Origin of the sequence: Leifsonia sp. Root4 (assembly GCF_001425085.1) — a bacterium.
In the GTDB taxonomy this organism is placed as follows: Bacteria; Actinomycetota; Actinomycetes; order Actinomycetales; family Microbacteriaceae; genus Microterricola.
Genome location: NZ_LMDN01000003.1, coordinates 474397 through 495455, shown reverse-complemented (window position 1 = coordinate 495455; position 21059 = coordinate 474397). Strand labels below are relative to the sequence as shown.

General features: G+C 67.9%; 18 protein-coding genes, 1 tRNA gene and 1 pseudogene. 12 read left to right on the top strand and 8 right to left on the bottom strand.

Features of this window, described 5'->3' with window-relative positions; translation table 11 throughout:
- Positions 1 to 108 precede the first annotated feature (108 nt).
- Both ASC66_RS11980 and ASC66_RS11975 read right to left on the bottom strand, forming a co-directional pair.
- Positions 109 to 795, bottom strand: a complete 687-nt coding sequence (locus ASC66_RS11980; RefSeq protein ID WP_162243508.1) for a hypothetical protein — start codon at positions 793 to 795, stop codon at positions 109 to 111.
- Positions 796 to 976: 181 nt separating this feature from the next.
- On the bottom strand, positions 977 to 2314 hold the full coding sequence (locus tag ASC66_RS11975) for an HNH endonuclease signature motif containing protein (protein WP_055839648.1): 1338 nt from the start codon (positions 2312 to 2314) through the stop codon (positions 977 to 979).
- A gap of 232 nt (positions 2315 to 2546) precedes the next feature.
- Here ASC66_RS11975 and ASC66_RS18645 point away from each other — a divergent pair.
- Positions 2547 to 2783 (top strand): annotated as a pseudogene (locus ASC66_RS18645) (AAA family ATPase); the annotation flags it as partial.
- Positions 2783 to 3427 carry a GyrI-like domain-containing protein gene (locus ASC66_RS11970; RefSeq protein WP_200944812.1) on the top strand — a complete coding sequence of 215 codons (645 nt, stop codon included), beginning with the start codon at positions 2783 to 2785 and terminating at the stop codon, positions 3425 to 3427. The pseudogene ASC66_RS18645 and the gene ASC66_RS11970, both read left to right, overlap by 1 nt.
- A 19-nt stretch (positions 3428 to 3446) precedes the next feature.
- On the opposite strand, the gene ASC66_RS11965 is transcribed toward ASC66_RS11970, so the two are convergent.
- Together ASC66_RS11965 and ASC66_RS11960 are read right to left on the bottom strand one after the other, a co-directional pair.
- A complete protein-coding gene (locus tag ASC66_RS11965) occupies positions 3447 to 4361 on the bottom strand; it encodes a CHAD domain-containing protein (RefSeq protein ID WP_055839641.1) in 915 nt (304 codons plus the stop codon).
- A 136-nt stretch (positions 4362 to 4497) separates the two neighbouring features.
- Positions 4498 to 4570: transfer RNA gene (locus tag ASC66_RS11960), tRNA-Val, on the bottom strand.
- Between the two features lie 100 nt (positions 4571 to 4670).
- On the opposite strand from ASC66_RS11960, the gene ASC66_RS11955 reads away from it, so the two are divergent.
- Positions 4671 to 5393 carry a DUF1345 domain-containing protein gene (locus ASC66_RS11955; RefSeq protein WP_055839638.1) on the top strand — a complete coding sequence of 241 codons (723 nt, stop codon included), beginning with the start codon at positions 4671 to 4673 and terminating at the stop codon, positions 5391 to 5393.
- Here ASC66_RS11955 and ASC66_RS11950 read toward each other — a convergent pair.
- Positions 5390 to 5854, bottom strand: coding sequence for a peroxiredoxin (locus ASC66_RS11950; RefSeq protein ID WP_055839635.1), 465 nt, complete (start codon positions 5852 to 5854; stop codon positions 5390 to 5392). The two genes, ASC66_RS11955 and ASC66_RS11950, sit on opposite strands and share 4 nt — an antisense overlap.
- Before the next feature lie 221 nt (positions 5855 to 6075).
- On the opposite strand from ASC66_RS11950, the gene aceE reads away from it, so the two are divergent.
- From aceE to ASC66_RS11920, 6 genes are all read left to right on the top strand, one after another.
- Complete coding sequence (aceE, locus tag ASC66_RS11945) at positions 6076 to 8802, top strand: pyruvate dehydrogenase (acetyl-transferring), homodimeric type (protein WP_055839632.1); 2727 nt, start codon at positions 6076 to 6078, stop codon at positions 8800 to 8802.
- Positions 8803 to 8808: 6 nt separating this feature from the next.
- On the top strand, positions 8809 to 10026 hold the full coding sequence (locus ASC66_RS11940) for a PucR family transcriptional regulator (protein WP_055839629.1): 1218 nt from the start codon (positions 8809 to 8811) through the stop codon (positions 10024 to 10026).
- 93 nt (positions 10027 to 10119) lie between these two features.
- Positions 10120 to 11037, top strand: coding sequence for an ACP S-malonyltransferase (locus ASC66_RS11935; protein ID WP_055839626.1), 918 nt, complete (start codon positions 10120 to 10122; stop codon positions 11035 to 11037).
- Between the two features lie 37 nt (positions 11038 to 11074).
- Complete coding sequence (locus ASC66_RS11930; protein WP_055839624.1) at positions 11075 to 12079, top strand: beta-ketoacyl-ACP synthase III; 1005 nt, start codon at positions 11075 to 11077, stop codon at positions 12077 to 12079.
- Between the two features lie 68 nt (positions 12080 to 12147).
- Positions 12148 to 12396, top strand: a complete 249-nt coding sequence (locus ASC66_RS11925; RefSeq protein ID WP_047410294.1) for an acyl carrier protein — start codon at positions 12148 to 12150, stop codon at positions 12394 to 12396.
- A 93-nt stretch (positions 12397 to 12489) separates the two neighbouring features.
- A complete protein-coding gene (locus ASC66_RS11920; RefSeq protein ID WP_055839621.1) occupies positions 12490 to 13725 on the top strand; it encodes a beta-ketoacyl-[acyl-carrier-protein] synthase family protein in 1236 nt (411 codons plus the stop codon).
- A 96-nt stretch (positions 13726 to 13821) separates the two neighbouring features.
- Here ASC66_RS11920 and ASC66_RS11915 read toward each other — a convergent pair whose 3' ends face one another.
- Positions 13822 to 14343, bottom strand: a complete 522-nt coding sequence (locus ASC66_RS11915) for a DUF3145 domain-containing protein (protein WP_082492287.1) — start codon at positions 14341 to 14343, stop codon at positions 13822 to 13824.
- Positions 14344 to 14458: 115 nt separating this feature from the next.
- Entirely contained in the window at positions 14459 to 16390 is a 1932-nt protein-coding gene (locus tag ASC66_RS11910; protein ID WP_055839619.1) for a PKD domain-containing protein, read from the bottom strand.
- A gap of 241 nt (positions 16391 to 16631) precedes the next feature.
- Between ASC66_RS11910 and ASC66_RS11905 the strand changes: the two genes are divergently transcribed.
- Positions 16632 to 17180, top strand: a complete 549-nt coding sequence (locus tag ASC66_RS11905) for a PadR family transcriptional regulator (RefSeq protein ID WP_055839616.1) — start codon at positions 16632 to 16634, stop codon at positions 17178 to 17180.
- A gap of 8 nt (positions 17181 to 17188) precedes the next feature.
- Here ASC66_RS11905 and ASC66_RS11900 read toward each other — a convergent pair whose 3' ends face one another.
- Positions 17189 to 18943, bottom strand: a complete 1755-nt coding sequence (locus ASC66_RS11900; protein ID WP_055840394.1) for a bifunctional 3'-5' exonuclease/DNA polymerase — start codon at positions 18941 to 18943, stop codon at positions 17189 to 17191.
- A 153-nt stretch (positions 18944 to 19096) separates the two neighbouring features.
- Between ASC66_RS11900 and ASC66_RS11895 the strand changes: the two genes are divergently transcribed.
- Together ASC66_RS11895 and ASC66_RS11890 are read left to right on the top strand one after the other, a co-directional pair.
- Positions 19097 to 19864, top strand: a complete 768-nt coding sequence (locus ASC66_RS11895; RefSeq protein WP_353612527.1) for a putative protein N(5)-glutamine methyltransferase — start codon at positions 19097 to 19099, stop codon at positions 19862 to 19864.
- 69 nt (positions 19865 to 19933) lie between these two features.
- The gene (locus ASC66_RS11890; protein ID WP_055839612.1) at positions 19934 to 21058 is read left to right on the top strand and encodes an aminopeptidase P family protein; all 1125 of its coding nucleotides are present in this window, start codon (positions 19934 to 19936) and stop codon (positions 21056 to 21058) included.
- The last annotated feature ends 1 nt before the right edge of the window (position 21059 follow it).

Here is a 21059-nt window from a genome sequence, read left to right as displayed (position 1 = left end):
TGCCGACTCACTGAGCTGAATCGACTCCCCGACAGTCGGACGCGGCTGTCGCTCTCAACATAGTGGGCACCGGCCCGACTTTGAGGCAACCGCGGTCACGACACGTTGTCAGCGTCGTGTGTCGTGGGCCGCCAGAATGTCGGCGATGGTTCCGTTCGCGGACGGGCATGCCGCCTCGAGAGATGCGTCCCAGGCGGCATCGGCGCTCATGCCCACCGCCGGGTACCATCCCTGGTTCGGCCACGTCGCGATGAACTCCTCCCGGGTGGGCGGAGGCTCCGTTTCGATCCCGTTGGCAGCGAGGCACGGCGCGGAGAATTCGGTCAGATAGTCATAGAACCAGCCACGCTCTGCCTCATTCGGGCCCGCCCAAACAATCCTCGTTGGATGAGCGGTGACACAGCTGTACTGGGCGATGGCTTCGGCTTCATTCGTTGTCGACGTGCCGATCGACACCACATGCCCGTCGGCGTCACGCCCCTCGTCGATCGGGAGCCCTGCCGCGGACAAGCACGCACGCATGATCTCGACGCGCGTCTCGTCGGTGACATAGCCGAAGGAGACCTCAGGACGCACTGCGGTCGGGTAGCGCACAAGGAGTTGCTGCCACGCTTCCTCGGCTTGCTCGAGGCGGGCCTTCTCGGACTCTGCGTCAGTAAGCGGAGGGTCAGCGACAGGCAGAACACCCAGGTCGGGGAGCTCGAGAGAAACCGCGACTCGGGCCGGCTCCTTCATCGAGCCCGGTGTCGTCCCTGGCTCCACCGCAGCCGTGCAACCGACGAGCGCAAGGAGCACGGCGCCTGCGATGACGCACCGAGCGATGGCAGTGCGTCGAGTACTGGGGCTGGGCATTGCTCGATGGTGGCGGACATTCTGCATCCGGTCAAGGGCGCAGCCGATGCGGCCTAGAACGGCGGGGTGTCCGGGGTGGTGGTGGTTTCGACAGGCTCAACCAGCGGGGGTTGCGGCTGGGACATCAGGGTCGGGTCGAGCAGCGGCTCCGGCGGGGGTCTTCGGCTGCTGGGTGGAGCCGGGTGGGTGTCGTAGGGCGGCCGGCCGGGCTGGTCCAGCGGAGCACACCGTGGCCGAGTTGCGTGACCCGCCAGCGGGAGTTGTGCTTGAGCCGGTGATGCTTCTTGCAGAGCACCGCGAGATTGCGCTCCACGGTCAGGCCGTCGTGTTCGAAGGGGTGGGTGTGGTCAATCTCGCACCGCTCCGCTGGGCGCGTGCAGCCGGGGAAGCGGCAGATCTGGTCCCGGTACAGGATCCACCGCCGGATTGATTTGCTGAGGGTGTACCTGGTCGGGTCGAGCTGGAGCGGGGTGTTGTCGACCGGGTCGACGAGGATCCGGTGCAGGGTGGGGGCCTGGGCGGCGAGGCGGCGGGCAGTGTTGGCGTCGATCGGTCCGTAGCCGTGCAGCTCGCCCGGCTGATCGGATTGGCCGATCAGGGTCGCGTACGGGATCGTCAGCTTGGGCACGGCCACGAAGACTTCGGGGCGGGAGAATGCCAGCCCCGGCATCCGCGACCTCGCGGCGCCCTCTGCGGGCGCAGCGGGTGGGATCAGCAGTAGTTCGGCGGCGATGTCCGCCTCCAGCTGGGCGTGCGTGCCAGGGCTGAGCGCGACCTCGGTGTCTGCGAGGTGAGCGGTGTCGAGCGCCTCAGCTTGGGCGTGGTCGGCGAGGTCGCTGATGCGTTCGGTGATCGCGATCGCCTTCTCCGCCTCCAAGTGCAGGTGCAGCCACGCCATGCCGTCGGCGGCGGGTTCGAACCAGAGCCGCCGCTCCGTGCGGCCTTGCGCCGCCCGCAAAGTCAGGGAGTCGGGGTGGAGGCGCTCCCGGAGCCGGGCGGCGGTGCGGCGGAACGCCGTCGGGGTCTGTGTGGCCGCCTGTGCCAGTGCTTCGGCTTCGAAGCGGGCGTGGAGCTCCGGCGGGAGGGTGACGGCTTGGGCGAGGATCTCGCGCACGTGGCGTTGGCCGACCGTGCCGGCCGCAAGGGCGGCCAGGCTCTTGGTGAAGACGGTGCCGAGCTGCTTCGCCTCGTAGATCAGTCCTGTCATGGTGCGCTCGTGGACGCGGAGGACGAGGGCGAGCTCGGCGGTGATGCTGCGGAGCGCGAACTCCTCCTCGATCCGGCGGGTCCGGCCCATCGGGTCCGCGGTGGCGACGGCGTGGGAGCGGGCCGTTTCGATGAAGCGGTACTGCTCGGCCTGCGCAGCGCCGATCGACGACTGGGACTCAGTGAGGCCGGTCAGGCACGCCGTGATCACCGGGTCGGCGGCCGATCCGGGGAGCTGCAACGCTGCTTCGCTCATGGGTAGATCGTCTCACCAACCACCGACACTGCCTGGCGTAAACGGGCCCCGAATCAGGGGTTATCCACAGGCGACCTGGACCGTGACCCAACCGTGATCAAGTGGTTTCGACAAGCTCAACCAGCGGAGAGGTTTCGACAAGCTCAACCAGCGGAGGGGTTTCGACAGGCTCAACCAGCGGAGTGTTCGGTCGTGTCAGGGCTTCGGTCGCTGGCGCTCCCTCAAGCCAGCGTGGGGCGACGAGTGTCCAGCCGAGTCCTGCGTCATCGGCGCCGCCAGTAGCGCGCAACCGCCGCTTCCGCCGACCGCCCGAGTACGCTGACTCACGCCGGAACTGTCCACAGGTCTCGAGCTCGACCTCGTCGTGCTCATCGATCCCGAAACCTTCGGCACGGACATCGAAGGGGCTGTCGACCGCTACGTCGCCATGACCCGCTCGACCCAACGACTCGTGATCCTCACGGGTTGATGAGCACGAGGACCAGGGGGACCCTGTTGGACAAGTACGACATCAAGCGGGCGCACAAGGCGCTCTACGCGCCGTCATCCGCGGACTTCACGCTCGTCGACGTGCCGGAGTTGCACTACCTCGCCATCGACGGACACGGCGACCCGAACACCGCACCCGCCTATGCGGATGCGATCGAGGCGCTCTACGGGGTCTCGTACACGCTCAAGTTCGAGAGCAAGAATGCACTCGGGCGAGACTTCGTCGTCGGCCCGCTTGAGGCGTTGTGGCGAGCCGCCGACATGACCGCGTTCACCTCCCGCGACAAGGATTCCTGGGCCTGGACGGCGATGATCGTCCAACCGGACTGGATCACCGCCGAAATGGTCGCCGCCGCCACCGCGAAGCTGAAGTCGAAGAAGCCCCTTGCCGCCATCGATGAGCTGCGCCTGCTGACGCTCAATGAGGGCCTGAGCGTCCAGATCCTGCACATCGGCTCCTACGATGACGAGGCGCCGACGCTCGACCGGCTGCATCATGAGTACCTGCCCGCGAACGGCCTCGACTTCAACGGTGACCATCACGAGATCTACATCAGTGATGCACGCCGCACCGAGCCCGCCAAGCTCAAGACCGTTCTGAGGCAACCCGTCCGTCGGCGCTGAGCGACTCAGCCGAGTCGCTTCAGTCGATGATCGAGGGTGTGTCGAAGTTCTTCCAGGCCCGGTGGAACGCCTCCTCAGATGCTGCCGCTCGGCTCTGTTCCAGGGCGTGTAAGCGCCCATAGCTGAACGCACTCTCTCCGTGCAGCTGCGCCGAGACGGCCAGGCGCAGTAGGAGGTCCCGCGCGACGATGCTGTCCTGGAGGGTCCCGAGCGAAGATTGTAGGTCCCGGGCGGCGTCGGCCAGATCGCGGGCGGGCTTCTCACGTACCGGAATGGCCGTCTCGGCCGCGTATCGGAGACGCTTCGTGCGCTTGCGCACCTCGTGCAGGGCGAGGTCGCGGTCCTGGCTTCCCGGCTGGGTCTCCTCGGCGACGTGCACGAGCTTCTCCAACTTCTCCCACTCTGTGCGAATTCGCCGGGGAACAATTCGGCGCGCCGGCTCACTCGCCTCCTCCGTCAGCGGCGGTGCGGCCAGAAAAGCATCGAGGGCGGCGATGAGTCGTCGAAACCGCACGGAATCGAGCGCTGCCGCACTCTGCTGCCGGGCCGCCTCGAAATCGGCATCAAGCTTGTCGGTGATCCGTTGCGTGATTGGTCCGACGATGAGGTGGGGAGGCTCGGCCGCCAGACGGTCAGAGAGGCCTTCCTCAATGACCTGGATGTCACGGGAAGATCCGAGCACGCCGGCCAGCCAGCGCAAGTCAGACCGAAGACGGCTCGCCGTCTCGCCTTCCAGGAGCGGGCGGTAGGTGGCCAGGGCCGACCGTAACCGGCGGCTTGCGACGCGCATCTGATGCACGGCATCCGGCTCTTCGCGACGTATGCGGGGCTCTTGCAGCTTGAGCCTCTGAAGGTGCTCCGCGACGTAGCTGAGCAACACATCGCCAGCCGAGTCCGCGCGTGGCGGTGTGGGTGACTCGGCGACTGTCGTCATGTATCCATGATGACCGCGTTTCGACTCCGGCGCGAGGACAGCGTCACCACTGACACAGCAATGGAAGGAGCCACAATCGCCTCCGGATACAGGAATGGTCAGAGGCGAAAATACCGCCTCTGACCATTCCCAGCTGTGGGCCCTACCGGGCTCGAACCGATGACATCCACGGTGTAAACGTGGCGCTCTACCAACTGAGCTAAAGGCCCATTGCGCGCATCAGCCCGCAACGACTCATTTATCTTATAGGGATTTTCGGATGCCGCGCGCCGCGGCCCCGGCGCCCGGGCGCGTCCATACACTCGCCTCATGAGCAGATCGCCAGCGGTGGCCGATGACCGAGACGCGGAGGAGCGCCGGTCCGAGACGCGCTGGCCGGCCTTCGCCGGCCTCGTCGTCGCCCTGGTGCTCTATCTGCTCGTTCCCAACCCCGACACGGCCCTGCTGCGACAGATTGCCACGGTCATCCTGATCCTGATGTTCCTGCCGCTGCTCGTCGAGAATCCGCACCGCCTCACCCGACAGTCCGAGTGGTCACGCTGGTTGTCGATCACGTTCACCGTGTTACTCGTCGTCGCCAATCAGGTCAACGTCGCCTTCGTCATCCGCTCGCTCATCGAGGGCTCGGCCAACGGCACGCAACTACTGCTCACGGCGTTGCAGGTGTGGATCACGAATGTCATCGCCTTCGGCCTGCTCTACTGGGATCTCGATCGCGGCGGGCCCGTGGCCCGCGGCAACCTCGCCAGAACCGAGCTGCGCGTACCCGACTTCAAGTTCCCGCAAGACGAGAGCGGAGACGACGTCGACGAGATCAGCCGCATCTCCTCGACGCGCGCCGACTGGCGCCCGGGTTTCGTCGACTACCTCTACGTCTCGCTGACGAACATGATGGCGTTCAGCCCCACGGATGCCATGCCGATGCGTTCCCGCACCAAGATGATCATGGCCGTGCAGGCCCTCACCGGCTTCGTGCTGCTCGCGCTCGTGATCTCCCGCGCCGTCAATATCCTGGGCGACCCGGGCTCCTAGGCGCGGAGCGTCTCCAGCGCCGCGCGATAGTCGGAGAGCGGGCGGGCCCCACCGGGGGCAGCGTGGAACGACGCGCGGATGACGCCCTCGCGGTCGATCAGCACGGTCAGCCGGGTCGCGTAACCGCGCTCCTCGGAGAACGCGCCGTACTCGCGCGCGACGCCGCCGTGCGGCCAGAAGTCGGCGAGCAGCTGGAAGCCGTAGCCCTCCTGCTCACCCCACGCCCGGAGCGAGTACTTCGAGTCGACGGAGATTCCGAGCAGAACGACATCCTCGTCATCGAACATCGCCAGATTGTCGCGCAGCTCGCAGAGCTCCCCCGTGCACGTGCCGGAGAACGCGAGCGGGAAGAACACGATCGCGACGGCTTTCTCGCCGCGGAACTGGCTGAGCCGCACGGATTCCCCCCACTGATTCAGCAGCTCGAAATCGGGGGCTGGTGTGCCGATCTGCAGCGTCATTGTGCGACTCCTGTTCCGATTCGACGGCGAGTCGTCGAATGCCAGCATCGATCGTAACGGCCCCGGTGCACACACGGTCGAAATAGAATCAATAGGATGACTGATTGTGCCCGGTCGCGACCCGACCAGGTCTTCGCATGTGTGAAGTTCGACTTTTGAGCACGCCGACACGGCTTGGTCTGCACACGCGATCGGTTCAAACACATAGAGAGAGGTCGACTGTGACTGTCAACGACCAGGACCCGTACTCGGTCAACAACCTGGACTCCGATCCGGAGGAAACAGCAGAGTGGGCCGAATCACTCAATGCTCTCGTCGCCGCTCATGGGCACGAACGTGGTCGCGAGATCATGCTGAGCCTGTTGAAGCGCTCGAAGGAGCTTCACCTGGGTGTCCCGATGGTTCCGACCACCGACTACATCAACACCATTGCCCCCGAGAACGAGGCTCCGTTCCCCGGCAATGAGGAAATCGAACGCCGCTACCGCGCCTGGTTGCGCTGGAACGCCGCCGTCATGGTGCACCGCGCACAGCGCCCGGGCATCTCGGTCGGTGGACACATCTCCACCTACGCCGGCGCCGCCTCGCTCTACGAGGTCGGCTTCAACCACTTCTTCCGCGGCCAGGACCACCCGGGCGGCGGAGACCAGATCTTCATCCAGGGCCACGCCTCCCCCGGAACCTATGCACGCGCCTACCTCGAGGGCCGACTGAGCGAGCAGCAGCTCGACGGATTCCGCCAGGAGAAGTCCCAGGCCCCGCACGGTCTCTCTTCCTACCCGCACCCGCGCCTGATGCCCGAGTTCTGGCAGTTCCCGACCGTCTCGATGGGCCTCGGCCCGATCAACGCGATCTACCAGGCGCAGACCAACAGGTACCTCACCAACCGCGGCATCAAGGATGCGAGCGACCAGCAGGTCTGGGCGTTCCTCGGCGACGGCGAGATGGACGAGGTCGAGAGCCGCGGCCAGCTTCAGGTCGCAGCCAACGAGGGGCTCGACAACCTCAACTTCGTGATCAACTGCAACCTGCAGCGCCTGGACGGCCCCGTCCGCGGCAACGGCAAGATCGTGCAGGAGCTCGAGAGCTTCTTCCGCGGCGCCGGCTGGAACGTCATCAAGGTCGTCTGGGGCCGCGAGTGGGACGATCTCCTTGCCCGCGACACCGACGGCGCTCTGCGCACGCTGATGAACGTCACCCCCGACGGCGACTACCAGACCTACAAGGCCGAGAACGGCGCCTACGTGCGTGAGAACTTCTTCGGTCGCGACCCGCGCGCGCTCGAACTCGTCAAGGACCTGAGCGACGACGAGATCTGGGGCCTCAAGCGCGGTGGCCACGACTACCGCAAGATCTACGCGGCGTTCAAGGCGGCATCCGAGCACAAGGGCCAGCCCACCGTCATCCTGGCGAAGACCGTCAAGGGCTATGGCCTCGGACCGAGCTTCGAGGGCCGCAACGCGACCCACCAGATGAAGAAGATGACGCTGGACAACCTCAAGACGTTCCGCGACGCCATGCACATCCCGATCACTGACGCACAGCTCGAAGAGAACCCGTACCTGCCGCCGTACTACAAGCCGGCAGACAACGACGAGGCGATCGAGTACCTGCACGAGCGTCGTCGAGAGCTCGGCGGTTACCTGCCGGAGCGCCGCACCGCCCACACGGCGATCTCGCTGCCGGATGACTCCGCGTACGCGATCGCGAAGAAGGGCTCCGGCACGCAGGAGATCGCCACCACCATGGCGTTCGTGCGTCTGCTGAAGGACCTGATCCGCAGCAAGGACTTCGGCCACCGCATCGTGCCGATCATCCCCGACGAAGCCCGCACCTTCGGTATCGACGCCTTCTTCCCGACGGCGAAGATCTACAACCCGAACGGCCAGCACTACACCTCCGTCGACCGTGAACTGCTGCTCGCCTACAAGGAGAGCCCGCAGGGCCAGATCATCCACGTCGGCATCAACGAGGCCGGCGCGCTCGCATCGTTCACGAACATCGGAACCAGCTACGCCACGCACGGCGAACCGCTGATCCCGGTCTACGTGTTCTACTCGATGTTCGGCTTCCAGCGCACCGGCGACGCCATTTGGGCCGCCGGTGACCAGATGGCCCGCGGCTTCATGATCGCCGCGACCGCCGGTCGCACCACCCTGACCGGTGAGGGCCTGCAGCACGCCGACGGCCACTCGCTCGTTCTCTCCGCCACCAACCCGGCCGTGCTCTCGTACGACCCGGCGTACGGCTACGAGATCGGGCACATCGTGCGCAGCGGTCTCGAGCGCATGTACGGCGGCGAGCACGAAGACCCGAACGTCATGTACTACATCACCGTGTACAACGAGCCGATCATCCACCCGGCCGAGCCGGAGAACCTCGACGTTGACGGCATCGTTCGCGGCATCTACAAGCTCAAGGACGGCACGATCGCCGGCCCGAAGGCGCAGCTGCTGGCATCCGGTGTCTCGGTGGCCTGGGCGCTCGAGGCGCAGGAGCTGCTTGCGAACGACTGGGGTGTTTCGGCCGACGTCTGGTCGGTCACCTCGTGGAGCGAACTGCGCCGCGACGGCCTGGCCGCCGACGAGCACAACTTCCTCAACCCGGAGGCCGAGCCGCGCACGCCATACGTCTGGGAGAAGCTCGGCGCTGCTCAGGGCCCGTTCATCGCCGTGACCGACTTCTCGCACAGCGTTCCCGACCAGATTCGCCCCTTCGTTCCCGGAACGTACGCGACGCTGGGTGCCGACGACTTCGGTTTCAGCGACACCCGTGCCGCTGCTCGTCGCTTCTTCAAGATCGACGGACCGTCGATGGTCGTCCGCACGTTGCAGGCGCTGGCCGCCCGCGGTGAGGTTGACCGCAACGCTCCGGCGCTCGCGATCGAGAAGTACCGTCTGCACGACGTCAACGCCGGTACGACGGGCTCAGCCGGGGGCGAGAGCTAAGTCACCGTGGCGACGAGGCCGAAGACACGAGAAGAGACGCTGGCGTGGCTGCGCACCATTTCCGGTGAGCTGTCCACGACAACACTGAAACGTCTCGAGGAGACGCTGCCCTGGTATGGCGACATGCCACCGGGGCGGCGCTCCGCCGTCGGCCTCGTCGCGCAAGCGGGCATCACCTCGTTCATCTCCTGGTACGACGACCCGGCCTCGACACCGTGGATCGCCGCCGACGTGTTCGGGGCCGCTCCGCGCGAACTGCTGCGCTCCGTCAGCCTGCAGCAGACGCTCCAGTTGATCCGCGTCGTCGTCGAGGTCGTCGAAGAGCGCGTCAAGGACCGCGGCGAGGGCCTGCACGAGGCCATCCTGCTGTACTCCCGCGAGATCGCCTTCGGCGCCGCCGACGTCTACGCCCGCGCGGCTGAGGCACGCGGCCTCTGGGACGCGCGCCTCGAGGCACTGGTCGTCGACTCGATCCTCGCCGGAGAATACGACGACGAGCTGCCGAGCCGTATCGCGGCACTCGGCTGGCACGGCCACGGCGAGGTCGCCGTGCTCGTCGGAACGACGCCGCGCATGCTCGACGTCGATCAGCTGCGCCGCGCGGCCAGGCACATGGCCGCCGACGTGCTGATCGGAGTGCAGGGCAACCGCCTCGTCTTGGTGATCGGCCGCTCGCAGCCCTCCCCCGGCGCCAATCCCGAGCCCGAGGATGAGTCAGCATCCGCGGAGGACGTCATCAGCTTCCTCGACATGGCCGTGCAGCTCGAACCGCACTTCGGGCAAGGGCACCTGGTGCTCGGCCACGAGGTCCCCAACCTCGTTGATGCCTCCAAGAGCGCCAAGGCCGCACTGGCGGGATTCGCCGTCGCTCACTCCTGGCGCCACGCTCCCCGCCCGGTGCAGGCGGATGACCTGCTCCCCGAGCGCGCCCTGGCCGGCGACCCGCTGGCCCGCGCCACCCTGATCCACCGCATCTACCGCCCGCTGCAGGCACATTCGACCGAGCTGCTCACCACCCTCTGGTGCTACCTCGACAACGGACGCTCGCTCGAGGCGACGGCTCGCGAGCTCTTCGTGCACCCGAACACGGTGCGCTACCGCCTGAAGCGCGTCTCCGAGGTCATCGGCTGGGATGCCACCGGTGCGCGCGAGGCGCTCATCCTGCAGGCCGCGCTCATCATCGGCTCGATCAGCGATCACGACGGGCTCCGCCGGCGTCGCTGAGTGCTACTTTCTGTGCGTCCCGCACAAGAGATTCGCCGATACGCTGTTTGTCATCCACATTCGTCTCCGGACCCAGATTGGCAAACTAGAGAAGTGATCGTCGTCGTCTGCCCTGGACAGGGCTCCCAAACTCCCGGCTTCCTCGAACCCTGGCTCGCCGAGCCACGCTTCGCCGAGCGCCTCCGCTCCATCTCGGATGCCGCAGGCATCGACCTCGTCGCGCACGGCACGACGAGTGACGCCGACACCATCCGCGACACGGCCGTCGCCCAGCCACTCATCGTGGCAGCCGGCATCCTCACCCTCGAGGCTCTGCTCGACGGTGGCCGTCGCCAGAAGATCGGCGCGATCGCGGGTCACTCCGTCGGTGAGATCACCGCGGCAGCGGGCGCAGGGATCCTGAACGACGCCGACGCCATGCGCTTCGTCCGCGAACGCGGAACGGCCATGGCCGCCGCGGCAGCGCTCGAGCCGACCGGCATGAGCGCAGTACTCGGCGGTGACGAGACCGAGCTTCTCGCCCGCCTCGCCGAGCTGGGCCTGGAGCCCGCCAACTACAACGGTGGCGGCCAGATCGTCGTCGCCGGCGCTCTCGACGCCCTCGCGGCACTCGCCGAGAATCCGCCGGCCAAGGCTCGCGTCGTTCCGCTGCAGGTCGCCGGCGCCTTCCACACCCGGTACATGAAGCCGGCCGTTGCCCACCTCAGCGAGGTCGCCGTCACGCTCAGCCCCTCAGACCCGACACTGCCGATCTGGACGAACAACGACGGCACGCAGGTCGCCAGCGGCAGCCGCTTCGTCGAACTGCTCGTCGGCCAGGTCTCTTCCCCCGTGCGCTGGGACCTCTGCATGGAATCCTTCCTCGCCGCAGGTGTGACCGGGATCATCGAGCTCGCCCCGGCCGGAGCACTCACCGGCCTCGCCAAGCGCGCCATGCGCGGCATCCCGAGCGTCGCCATCAAGACGCCGGATGACCTCGCCGCCGCCTTCGAGCTCATCGACCAGGCTTAACCACTTTTTCGCCCTCCAGCAGATCGGCATACGAACTATGACCCGTCCCACCCTGCAGCAGTCGCACGGCCCCGCGTACACCCGCATCTATGCGGTCGGTGCGGCGCGCGGCGCGGTCGCTGTGCCCAACGACGACATCGTCGGACCGATCGACTCCTCCGACGAGTGGATCCAGCAGCGCACCGGCATCATCACCCGCACCCGCGCGACGAGCGACGTCTCGGCGCTCGACCTGGCGACGGATGCCGCCCGCGAGGCGATCGAGCGCAGCGGGATCGCCCCCGAGCTCATCGACGCCGTCATCATCGCCACGATCAGCAATGTGCAGCAGTCTCCGTCGATGGCCGCCGTCGTCGCCGACCGTGTCGGCGCGAACCCCGCCGCCGCCTACGACATCAACGCCGCCTGCGCCGGATACGCCTACGCCGTCGCGCAGGCCGACGCCCTGGTTCGCACCGGTGTCGCCCACTACGCGCTCGTCATCGGCGCCGAGAAGCTCTCGGACATCGTCGACCCGACCGACCGCAGCATCTCCTTCCTGCTCGGCGATGGCGCGGGCGCCGTCGTCATCGGCCCGAGCGACTACGCGGGAATCTCCAGCACCGTCTGGGGTTCCGACGGATCCAAAGCCAACGCGGTCGGCATGAACGGCACCCTCGTGGAGTACCGCGATGGCGCCGCCGAGTGGCCGACGCTCCGCCAGGAGGGCCAGACGGTCTTCCGCTGGGCCGTCTGGGACATGGCCAAGGTCGCCAAGCAGGCCCTCGCGGCCGCCGGCATCACCGCCGACGACCTCGCCGCCTTCATCCCGCATCAGGCGAACATGCGCATCATCGACGAGTTCGCCAAGCAGCTGAAGCTGCCGGAGAGCGTCGTGATCGCCCGCGACATCGCGACCACCGGCAACACCTCTGCCGCGTCGATCCCGCTGGCGACGCACCGTCTGCTCGAGGAGAACCCCGAGCTGAGCGGCGGCCTCGCACTGCAGATCGGCTTCGGTGCCGGCCTCGTGTTCGGCGCGCAGGTCGTCGTCCTTCCCTAACAAAGTCCTGCCGCACCCCTAAACTGGGTGGCGGTCAAACGAAACACCCCCCTCAAGGAGAAAACAACATGGCATTGTCCACCGAAGAAGTTCTTGCCGGCCTGGCCGAGCTCATCAACGACGAGACTGGCATCGCGACCGACACGGTTGAGCTGGGCAAGTCGTTCACCGACGACCTCGACATCGACTCCATCTCGATGATGACGATCGTCGTCAACGCTGAAGAGAAGTTCGACGTCAAGATTCCGGACGAAGAGGTCAAGAACCTCAAGACCGTTGGTGACGCTGTCACCTTCATCGTCGGAGCCCAGGCTTAAGACCCCCTTTCCCGTCTGGCGGGTCGACAACCGTCGGCTCGCCGGGCCGGGCATGCCCGCTTGATCCCCTCACTGCGTGGAGAGTTTGACGTTATGACCAAAAAGATTGTGATCACCGGTATCGGCGCGACGTCGCCGCTCGGTGGCAACGCCCAGGACACCTGGTCGGGCCTGCTCGCCGGTGAGTCCGGTGCGAGCACCCTCGACTACCCCTGGGTCGAAGAGACTCAGATCCCCATTACTTTCGCCGCTCAGGCGCGCGTGAAGCCGAGCGAGGTGCTGGAGCGTCACGAGACCAAGCGTCTCGACCCATCCAGCCAGTTCGCCCTGATCGCCGGGCGTGAAGCGTGGGCGGATGCCGGCTCCCCCGAGGTCGACCCCGAGCGCCTCGCCGTCGACTGGTCCACCGGCATCGGCGGCGTCTGGACGCTGCTCGACGCGTGGGACACCCTGCGCGAACGCGGCCCCCGCCGAGTGCTGCCGATGACGGTTCCGATGCTCATGCCGAACGGCCCGGGAGCGGCCATCGGAATGGACCTGCACGCCCGTGCCGGCATCCGCACCGTCGTCTCGGCCTGCGCCTCCAGCACCGAGGCCCTCGCCAACGCCTACGACCACCTGCAGCGCGGCCTGGCCGACATCGTGATCGCCGGCGGTTCAGAGGCCGCGATCCACCCGCTGCCGATCGCGTCCTTCGCGGCCATGCAGGCGCTCTCCAAGCGCAACGACGACCCGAAGACGGCCTCGCGCCCCTACGACGTCAGCCGCGACGGCTTCGTGCTCGGTGAGGGCGCTGCCGCGCTCGTCGTCGAGACCGAGGAGCACGCCCTGGCCCGTGGTGCTCGCATCTACGCCGAACTCCTCGGCGGCACGGTCACGAGCGACGCGTACCACATCACAGCTCCGGACCCCGAGGGATCCGCTGCGGCCCGTGCGATGCTCACGACCCTGCAGAACGCGGGCGTCTCGCTGAGCGAGGTCTCGCACATCAATGCCCACGCCACGAGCACGCCGGTCGGTGACATCGCCGAGTACAACGCGCTGCGTCGCGTCTTCGGTGACCTCCTCGACGGCATCCCGGTGTCGGCAACGAAGGCATCGACCGGTCACCTCCTCGGTGGCGCCGGCGCGATCGAGGCGCTGTTCACGGTGAAGGCACTGCACGAGCGTGTTGCTCCGCCGACGATCAACCTCACCGAGCAGGACCCGGCTATCGCGCTCGACGTCGTCACGTCGCCGCGTGCCCTCGGCACCGGCTCGCTCACGGCGATCAGCAACTCCTTCGGATTCGGCGGGCACAACGCCGTCATCGCATTCCGGAGCGTCTGATCCGGTAACCGGTTTCGACACACTCAGAAGGCCCGCTCGGTATTCCGTGCGGGCCTTCTGTGTCTGTGGGGCCGACCGCTCGGATCGGCCAGTGATTCATCCGGTCTTGTGCAGCCAGATCACCGGGGAGTGGTCGCTCGCGTAGCGGAAGACGTCGAGCTCGTCGTCCCATTCCTGGCCGAGCGCGAGCCGCAGCTCCCGGTGGAGTTCGAGGACATTGGTGCCGGCCTGCTGCATGGCGGCCCGGATCCGATCTTCGGGCACAACCATGTTGCCGACGCTGTCGACCTGGGCACAGAAGATTCCGAGGTCTGGGGTGTGCATCCAGCGGGCCCCGTCTGAGCCGTTGCTCGGGTCCTCGGTCACCTCGAAGCGCAGGTGCTCCCAGCCGTGCAGTGCGGAGGCGATGGCGGCGCCTGTTCCACGCTCGCCCTCCCAGTAGAACTCGGCGCGCTGGCATCCGTCGATCACGGGCTGATCAGCCCAATCGAAGTACACCGCGCGCCCGAGGGCGCGACCAGCCGCCCACTCGACGTGCGGGCAGAGCGCGCGCGGTGCCGAGTGGACATAAATTACTCCCCGTGCGGCAGGCGCCAGACGGGCAGGTGTTGCCGTCATGATCTCTCCGTTTCGTGTGAGGTGCGTCTTCCCCAACGACCTGTGAAACGGGTGCCATGACCGGCACTCACACGATTATGCCCCAGAAGTGGGGTTCACACAACGGATGACGGGCTCATGGAGTCACCGCGAGGAGATCGTCGAAGCTCACCACGATCGGAACATTGCTCACCGTGCTGGAGAGGTAGCTCTTCAGCCCGATGCCGCCGGCTGCCTGGATCGACGCGGTGCTGTCGCTTGCCGTCAGCTGCCAGGCGGCCGGCTCCGTGGTGCCCGTCTTCCACACCTTCGCCTGGATGGTGCTCGGCGACGTTCCTGTCACCCGCACGCGCATGCTCAGCTTCTCCCCCGCCGCGTACGTCACACCGCCGGCCGTGCTCGTCGCGGTGAGCGCCACCTCGGCGTTGCCGTTGGAGTCGGCGCGGACCAGTGAGAGGCGCACATCGCCGCCCGCCCGCAGGTTGAGCTTCGCGAGGTACGCACCGCCGCCGGAGATACGCCGCCCGTATGCCCACACGTATGAGCCGCTCCCGGCCGGGATCTTGTCGGTGGCCAGGGTGAGGCTCAGATCGGTTGCGGTCGACGACACCCCGTTCAGGAAGGCGTTGAGTGTTCCGTTGGCGGTCGGCAGCCGGAACTTGCCGACGCCGTCGGCCACGGAGAAGCTGGATGTCGCGCCGGCGAGCTGCCAGGCGCCGCCGGTATCGGCGCTCCCCCAGCCGGACGCGACCGTGCGGCCGAAGGTGTCGGCGGCCAGCGCCGCCGGGCCGGGCGGGTTGGTCACGGTGACGGGTCGGGTTGTCGTGTTCGTGCCTCCGGCGTTGTCGGTCACCGTGAGCGTGATCGTGTAGTTGCCGGCTGTCGCGTAGTTGTGTGCGGCGGGGTTGCCCGTTCCCGTTGTGCTGTCGCCGTAGTCCCAGGCGTAGCCGGTGATCGTGCCATCGGCGTCGGTGGATGCGCTCGCGTCGACCGTGCAGTCGCGGTTGGTGCAGGAGGCGGTGAAGGAAGCCGTCGGCGGGGTGTTGCCGGCCGCCGCACCGATGGTGAAGGCATCGGCGTACGTGCCGCCCGCTGCCCGGCGGAAGTTCGCGGTCAGGCTGTCGGCGTTGACCACGACGTCGAGGTTGCCCCAGCTGGGATTCTGGTTGGCACCGGATGTCGCGGCGAAGTACGGTGCCTCGGGGTCGGTGGTGGAGACGTCGCGCAACGCGACGCCGCCGGTGCCGACGGTCGCGAAGACGGTTCCCGCTCCCCTGACCAGGGTGCTGTCGGCATCCGCGACGCAACCGGCCGTGTAACTGCCCGCGGTCAGGCCGGAACAGTTTGGCCCGGTCGCGAGCTGCTTCGTGCGCGCGTACAGGTGCTCGTGCCCGTTCAGAACGAGGTCGACGCGCTTGCTCATCATCAGATTGTTGATGTCGACACCGGATGCGCACGCGTATTCGCCGACCGAGAGGCAGGGCATGTGCATGCCGACGACCACCCACGGGATGCCGGCGGTCCTCGCCTGGTCGATCGCGTTCACCGTCCATTGGTAGTGCGGCGTGCCGGAGGCGTACGACCAGCTCCCGCCAGGAAAGGTCAACCCCGGCGAGATCGCGATGAAGCGCACGAGCGGGGCGTCTGCCGGAACGTCCACGAAGTACTCGCGGCCGTAGGTGCCGACCACGCCAGGGACCTGGTTCGGCAGGCAGGCGGAGAAGTCGTTGATGTTGCCGTTCTGGCCGTTGCTCTCGTGGTTGCCGGCCAAGAGCTCGAAGGGGAAGCCGGCGCCGACACGCGTCGTCACGAAGTCGCACCACGTCGACTCCTGCCCGGTGACGCCGTAGGAGAGATCGCCGAGCGCGAGGTGCAGATCGGGGTCAAGTGCGCCGATCTGGCTGAGCACCGCCCCCGTCTCATTCCGGGCGGAGAAGTCTCCGGAGGCCGTGAAGCGCACCTCACCCGGCACCGCCGCCATCTTCGGCTGTACGGCTCCGGCCGCGAACGCCGCGATCACGAGCGAGGCCCCCGCCGCTCCGGCCAACATCGATCTCATTGCACGCATGAGCCTGCTCCTTGCACGTCGGGTATGTAATCGTGGCAAGGCGGGGAATGGCCGGGTTCCGGTGGGCTGGGCAAGCGGCCTTCGGCGTCTTGGCTGCAGGCTACCCGATCGCACCAGCCCTGAACAGGGGGGAATCACCGAAAGCAGCGTGGCACCGCCGCGTCGATGGTTCGGCTCATTATGCTCAAGCGCAGAGGCACTCCCCGCGAGTAGCCCTGTCGGCGGTACGAGAGGAGAATACATGTCGGTACGCGAGAGCCTGCTCGCCGTGCTCACGCTCGGGCCCGCCTACGGGGCACAGTTGCACGCGGAACTCCTCTCCCGACTCGGCCACCGCCGCGACATCAACGTCGGCCAGATCTATGCGACACTCGATCGGCTCGGCAAGAACGCCCTCGTGCGCGACAGCGGCACGACGAGCGACGGCCTGCCGCTATACGAACTCACCTCGGCCGGCCGCCTTGCCGCCAGGGAGTGGCTGAGCGTCGTCGGCCCGGCGCAGCTGGACTGGAACGAGATGCTCGACCAGCTGCTGGTGGCATCCTCGCTGCCCGGAGTCAATCTCGACACGCTGCTCGCACAGCACCGCGAGCTGTGGGCGGCGCCGCTGCTGCAGCAGGTGGAGCAGGAGTCGGTGCAGGACGCGCTGGCCACCGCGTCGGAGGACGAGCTGCGCGCAGCCGCGCTGCGCTGGCTCGACGCCTGCGAACGCGCCGCCGAGAGCGCAACGGCGATCAGTCGGCCCCTCAGCGACGCGCGGCCGCGCCGTGGCCGTCGCCCGGCCGCCTGACTGCCCGGCTACTTCGCGTCGGAGTAGCGCTCCACGGTGGCGATCCCCAGCGGGAAGTCCACGGGGAAGTCGCCGAAGAGCAAACGACCGGAGGTGGCGGCCGCGTCGGTGACGAGCGCGGCGACCTCCTCGGCGTGCTCGGCCGGCGTGTGCACGATGATCTCATCGTGCAGGAAGAAGACCAGGTGCGGGACCCTGTCGAAGACGGGACCGGATGCCGCGGCGCGGTGCCCTGGCGCCTGCGGGTTCCTGGCCTCGATCCCGAGCAGCCCCTTGCGGAGCTCCGCCATCCAACAGAGCGCCCACTCCGCCGCACTGCCCTGCACGACGAAGTTGCGGGTGAAGCGCCCCCAGTCCCGTGCCCGGCTGCGCGCCCTCGACTCCTCGGCGGTGCTGGCGCCCGGCTGGCTCGCCCGACGCTGCGCCTCGCGCCAGTCCTCGCCGGGAGGCGCAGAGGATCGCCCGAGCCAGGTGGTGACGAGCTCACCCCGCTCCCCGGCACGGGCGGCCTGCTCGACGAGCCGGATGGCGCGCGGGTACGCGCGGGTGAGTTTCGGCATCAGACGGCCACTCTCCCCCGTCGTTGCGCCGTACATGGCACCAAGCATGGCGATCTTCGCCTGGTCCCGTGTCTCGACGACGCCGCTGGCAACGATGCCCGCGTACATGTCGACGCCGCGGCCGGCCGCTGCCATGCTGGTGTCGGCCGAGAGCGCCGCGAGAATGCGCGGCTCGAGCTGGGCGGCATCCGCAACGACCAGCTTCCAACCAGGATCGGCCGTGACGGCCGCGCGGATCTGGCGCGGCAGCTGCAGCGCCCCTCCTCCGCTGGTGGCCCAGCGCCCCGTCGCGGCCCCGCCAGGGACGTAGTCGGGGTGGAAGCGACCGTCGATGATCCACTGGTCCATCCAGGTCCAGCCGTTGGCGGTGAGCAGGCGCGCCCGCTTCTTGTACTCGAGCAACGGCGCGATCACGGGGTGGGTGTACTCGGCGAGCTCCCAGCGGCTCGTGGACGTGATCATGAGCCCGGCCCGGTTCAACGCCTTCAGCATGCTCTGCGGGGAGTCCGGGTTGACGGTGTTGTCACCCAGAAGGTTCCGGATGCGGCCGGCCAACGCCTCGAGTTTGGCCGGCCGGGTGCCGTACGGCACCCGCGGCCCGAGCTCCTCGGTGAGGATCGCGTCGTGCACCTCGGTGCGCCACGGCAGCCCGGCATTGCGCATCTCGGCGGCGATGAGTGCCCCGACGGACTCGGCGGCGAGCAGGAGCCTGAGCCTGCCGGCATCCGGCACCGCGGCGATCGCCTCCAGCTGGCGCCGGTATTCGGCGACGCTGTCTTCGGCGACGGCGCTACGCCCGGATGCCATCGTGTCGGCGAGATCGAACAGGGCGCTGTGCACGGGCGCGACGGCTGCGGTGAGCGGCTCGGCCGGCCGACTCCAGTCGCTGGGCGCCGCACGCGCGAAATCCGTGGCCGCGGCGAGGGTGGAATTGCGCAGGATCACGTGGCTCAGGCGCAGGTCGTGGCATCGCTGCACCCGCACGCCGGCGTTCAGCAGATCGCCGTACCAGCGGGAGCTGTCGCTCCACACCCAGCGTTCCGCGGCAGCGCCTGCAGCCGCCTGCGCGCGCTCGCGTTCGGCGACGAAGGCCGCCAGCTTCGCGAACTCCAGCGCGATGGGTGCGGCAACGAGTTCTCCGCGCTCGTCGACGGTACTCGCCGTCACCGAGGTCGGGTTGGTGCGAGAGAGAACGATGGCCACCGCACCATTCTCCCCGCCACCGCCGACATCACCTGCCACGACTCTGCCACCGTGACGATTCGTTGGCGCCAGCCGCTCGGGCGGGGCTAGGCTCGACGGCGTCGAGAGGACCCAGCCCTGCCACAGACCGCCTCCCCATCAACTCCCGAGCTCGTGCATGCGCTCCGAGCGTGCGGATCGGTGTTCGCCGAAGACGAGGCGGCCCTGCTCGTTGAGGCTGCGGCAGGAGACCCCATGCGCCTGAGCGAGCTGCTCGGGCGTCGTGTCACCGGCATCCCGCTCGAGCAGCTGCTCGGCTGGGCGGAATTCGCCGGGCTGCGTGTCGGTGTCGAGCCGGGCGTCTTCGTGCCGAGGCGCCGCACGGAGCTCCTGGCCGAGCTCGCCATCGCGGCATGCTCCCCCGACGCCGTCATCGTTGACATGTGTTGCGGCTCGGGTGCCATCGGCGCCGCCGTTCTGGCGGCCGTCCCCACCGCACGGCTCTGGGCCAGCGACGTCACAGCCGCGAGCGTTCGGTGCGCGCGGCGCAACCTCGGCGATCGCGCGACCGTGGTGCAGGGCGACCTCTTCGCGGCGCTCCCGGGCACACTGCGCGGTGGAATCGACATCCTCGCGGTGAACGCGCCCTATGTGCCGAGTGCGTCGATCGCCCGCATGCCGCCCGAGGCCCGCCTGCACGAACCGCACAGCGCCCTCGACGGCGGTCTCGACGGGCTCGACGTCCACCGACGGGTGGCCGCGGATGCCGGCACGTGGTTGCGTTCGGGAGCCACGCTGCTCATCGAGGCGAGCGCGGAACAGGCGCCGGCCTCCGCCGCGCTGTTCGAGGCCGAGGGCTTCGCCACCCTCATTGCGAGCGACGACAGCCGCGACGCCACGGTCGTCGTCGCCCGGCGCTCAGCAGAGGGCGGGCCCTCCTGATCCTCCAGCGCCGTGTCCCGCGGCGTGCGATCCTGAGAGAAACACCGAGGAGGCGCCGTGAAGGCAGGAATGCAGGCTGTACCCGTCCCGTTCACGAGTGAGGACTACGCGGCCAGAATGGCCCGGCTCGTCGATCAGGCCGTCGATGCGGGACTCGATGGCGTCATCGTGACTCCCGGGCCGGACCTGGTGTGGCTCACCGGCTACCGGCCGACCGCCGTGACCGAGCGGCTGACGATGCTGTTCGTCGCCCCGAACATGCGCCCGACGCTCCTGGTGCCCATCTTGGAGCGGCCGGATGCCGAGGCGGCCGACGGCGCCTCCGCGATCGGGATGACCGACTGGGTCGACGGCACCGACCCGTATGAGGCGGCGAGTCGGCTGCTGCAGCCGGACGGGCGATTCGGGATCTCCGACTCGGCCTGGGCGATGCACCTGCTCGGCCTCCAAAGCGCACTGCCCGACACCCGTTTCGGCGCGCTGAGCCAGCGCCTTCCGATGATGCGGGCGCTCAAGGACGACAACGAGCTCGGCCGCCTCTCCCTGGCAGGTGCCGCCGCAGATGCGACGTTCGAGGAGATCCTGAAGGTGCGGTTCGCCGGTCGGCGCGAGACGGATGTCGCGGCGGACCTGGCTAGGCTGCTGCGCGAGTGTGGGCACGAGCAGGTCGACTTCACGGTCGTGGGGTCCGGCCCCAATGGGGCCAATCCGCACCACGAGGCGGGCGATCGCGTGATCGAGCGGGGAGACGCGGTCGTGCTGGACTTCGGCGGTCTCATGCACGGATACGGGTCAGACACCACACGTACGGTCAGCGTCGGAGAGCCCTCGCGTGAGCTGCGTGAGGTCCACGAGATCGTCCGGCGGGCACAACAGGCGGCATTCGAGGCTGTCCGGCCGGGGGTGCCGTGCCAGGAGATTGATCGGGTCGCCAGGGCGGTGATTGCGGAGGCCGGGTACGGCGAGCGGTTCATTCACCGCACCGGTCATGGAATCGGCGTGACGACCCACGAACCGCCGTACATGGTCGAGGGAGAGGAACAACTCCTCCAGCCAGGGATGTGCTTCTCGATCGAACCCGGAATCTACCTGAAGGGACGTTTCGGCGTGCGCATCGAAGACATCGTCAGCGTCACCGCCTCCGGCGGCACGCGCTTCAACAACACCGATCAGGCCCTACAGGTCGTCGAGTAGC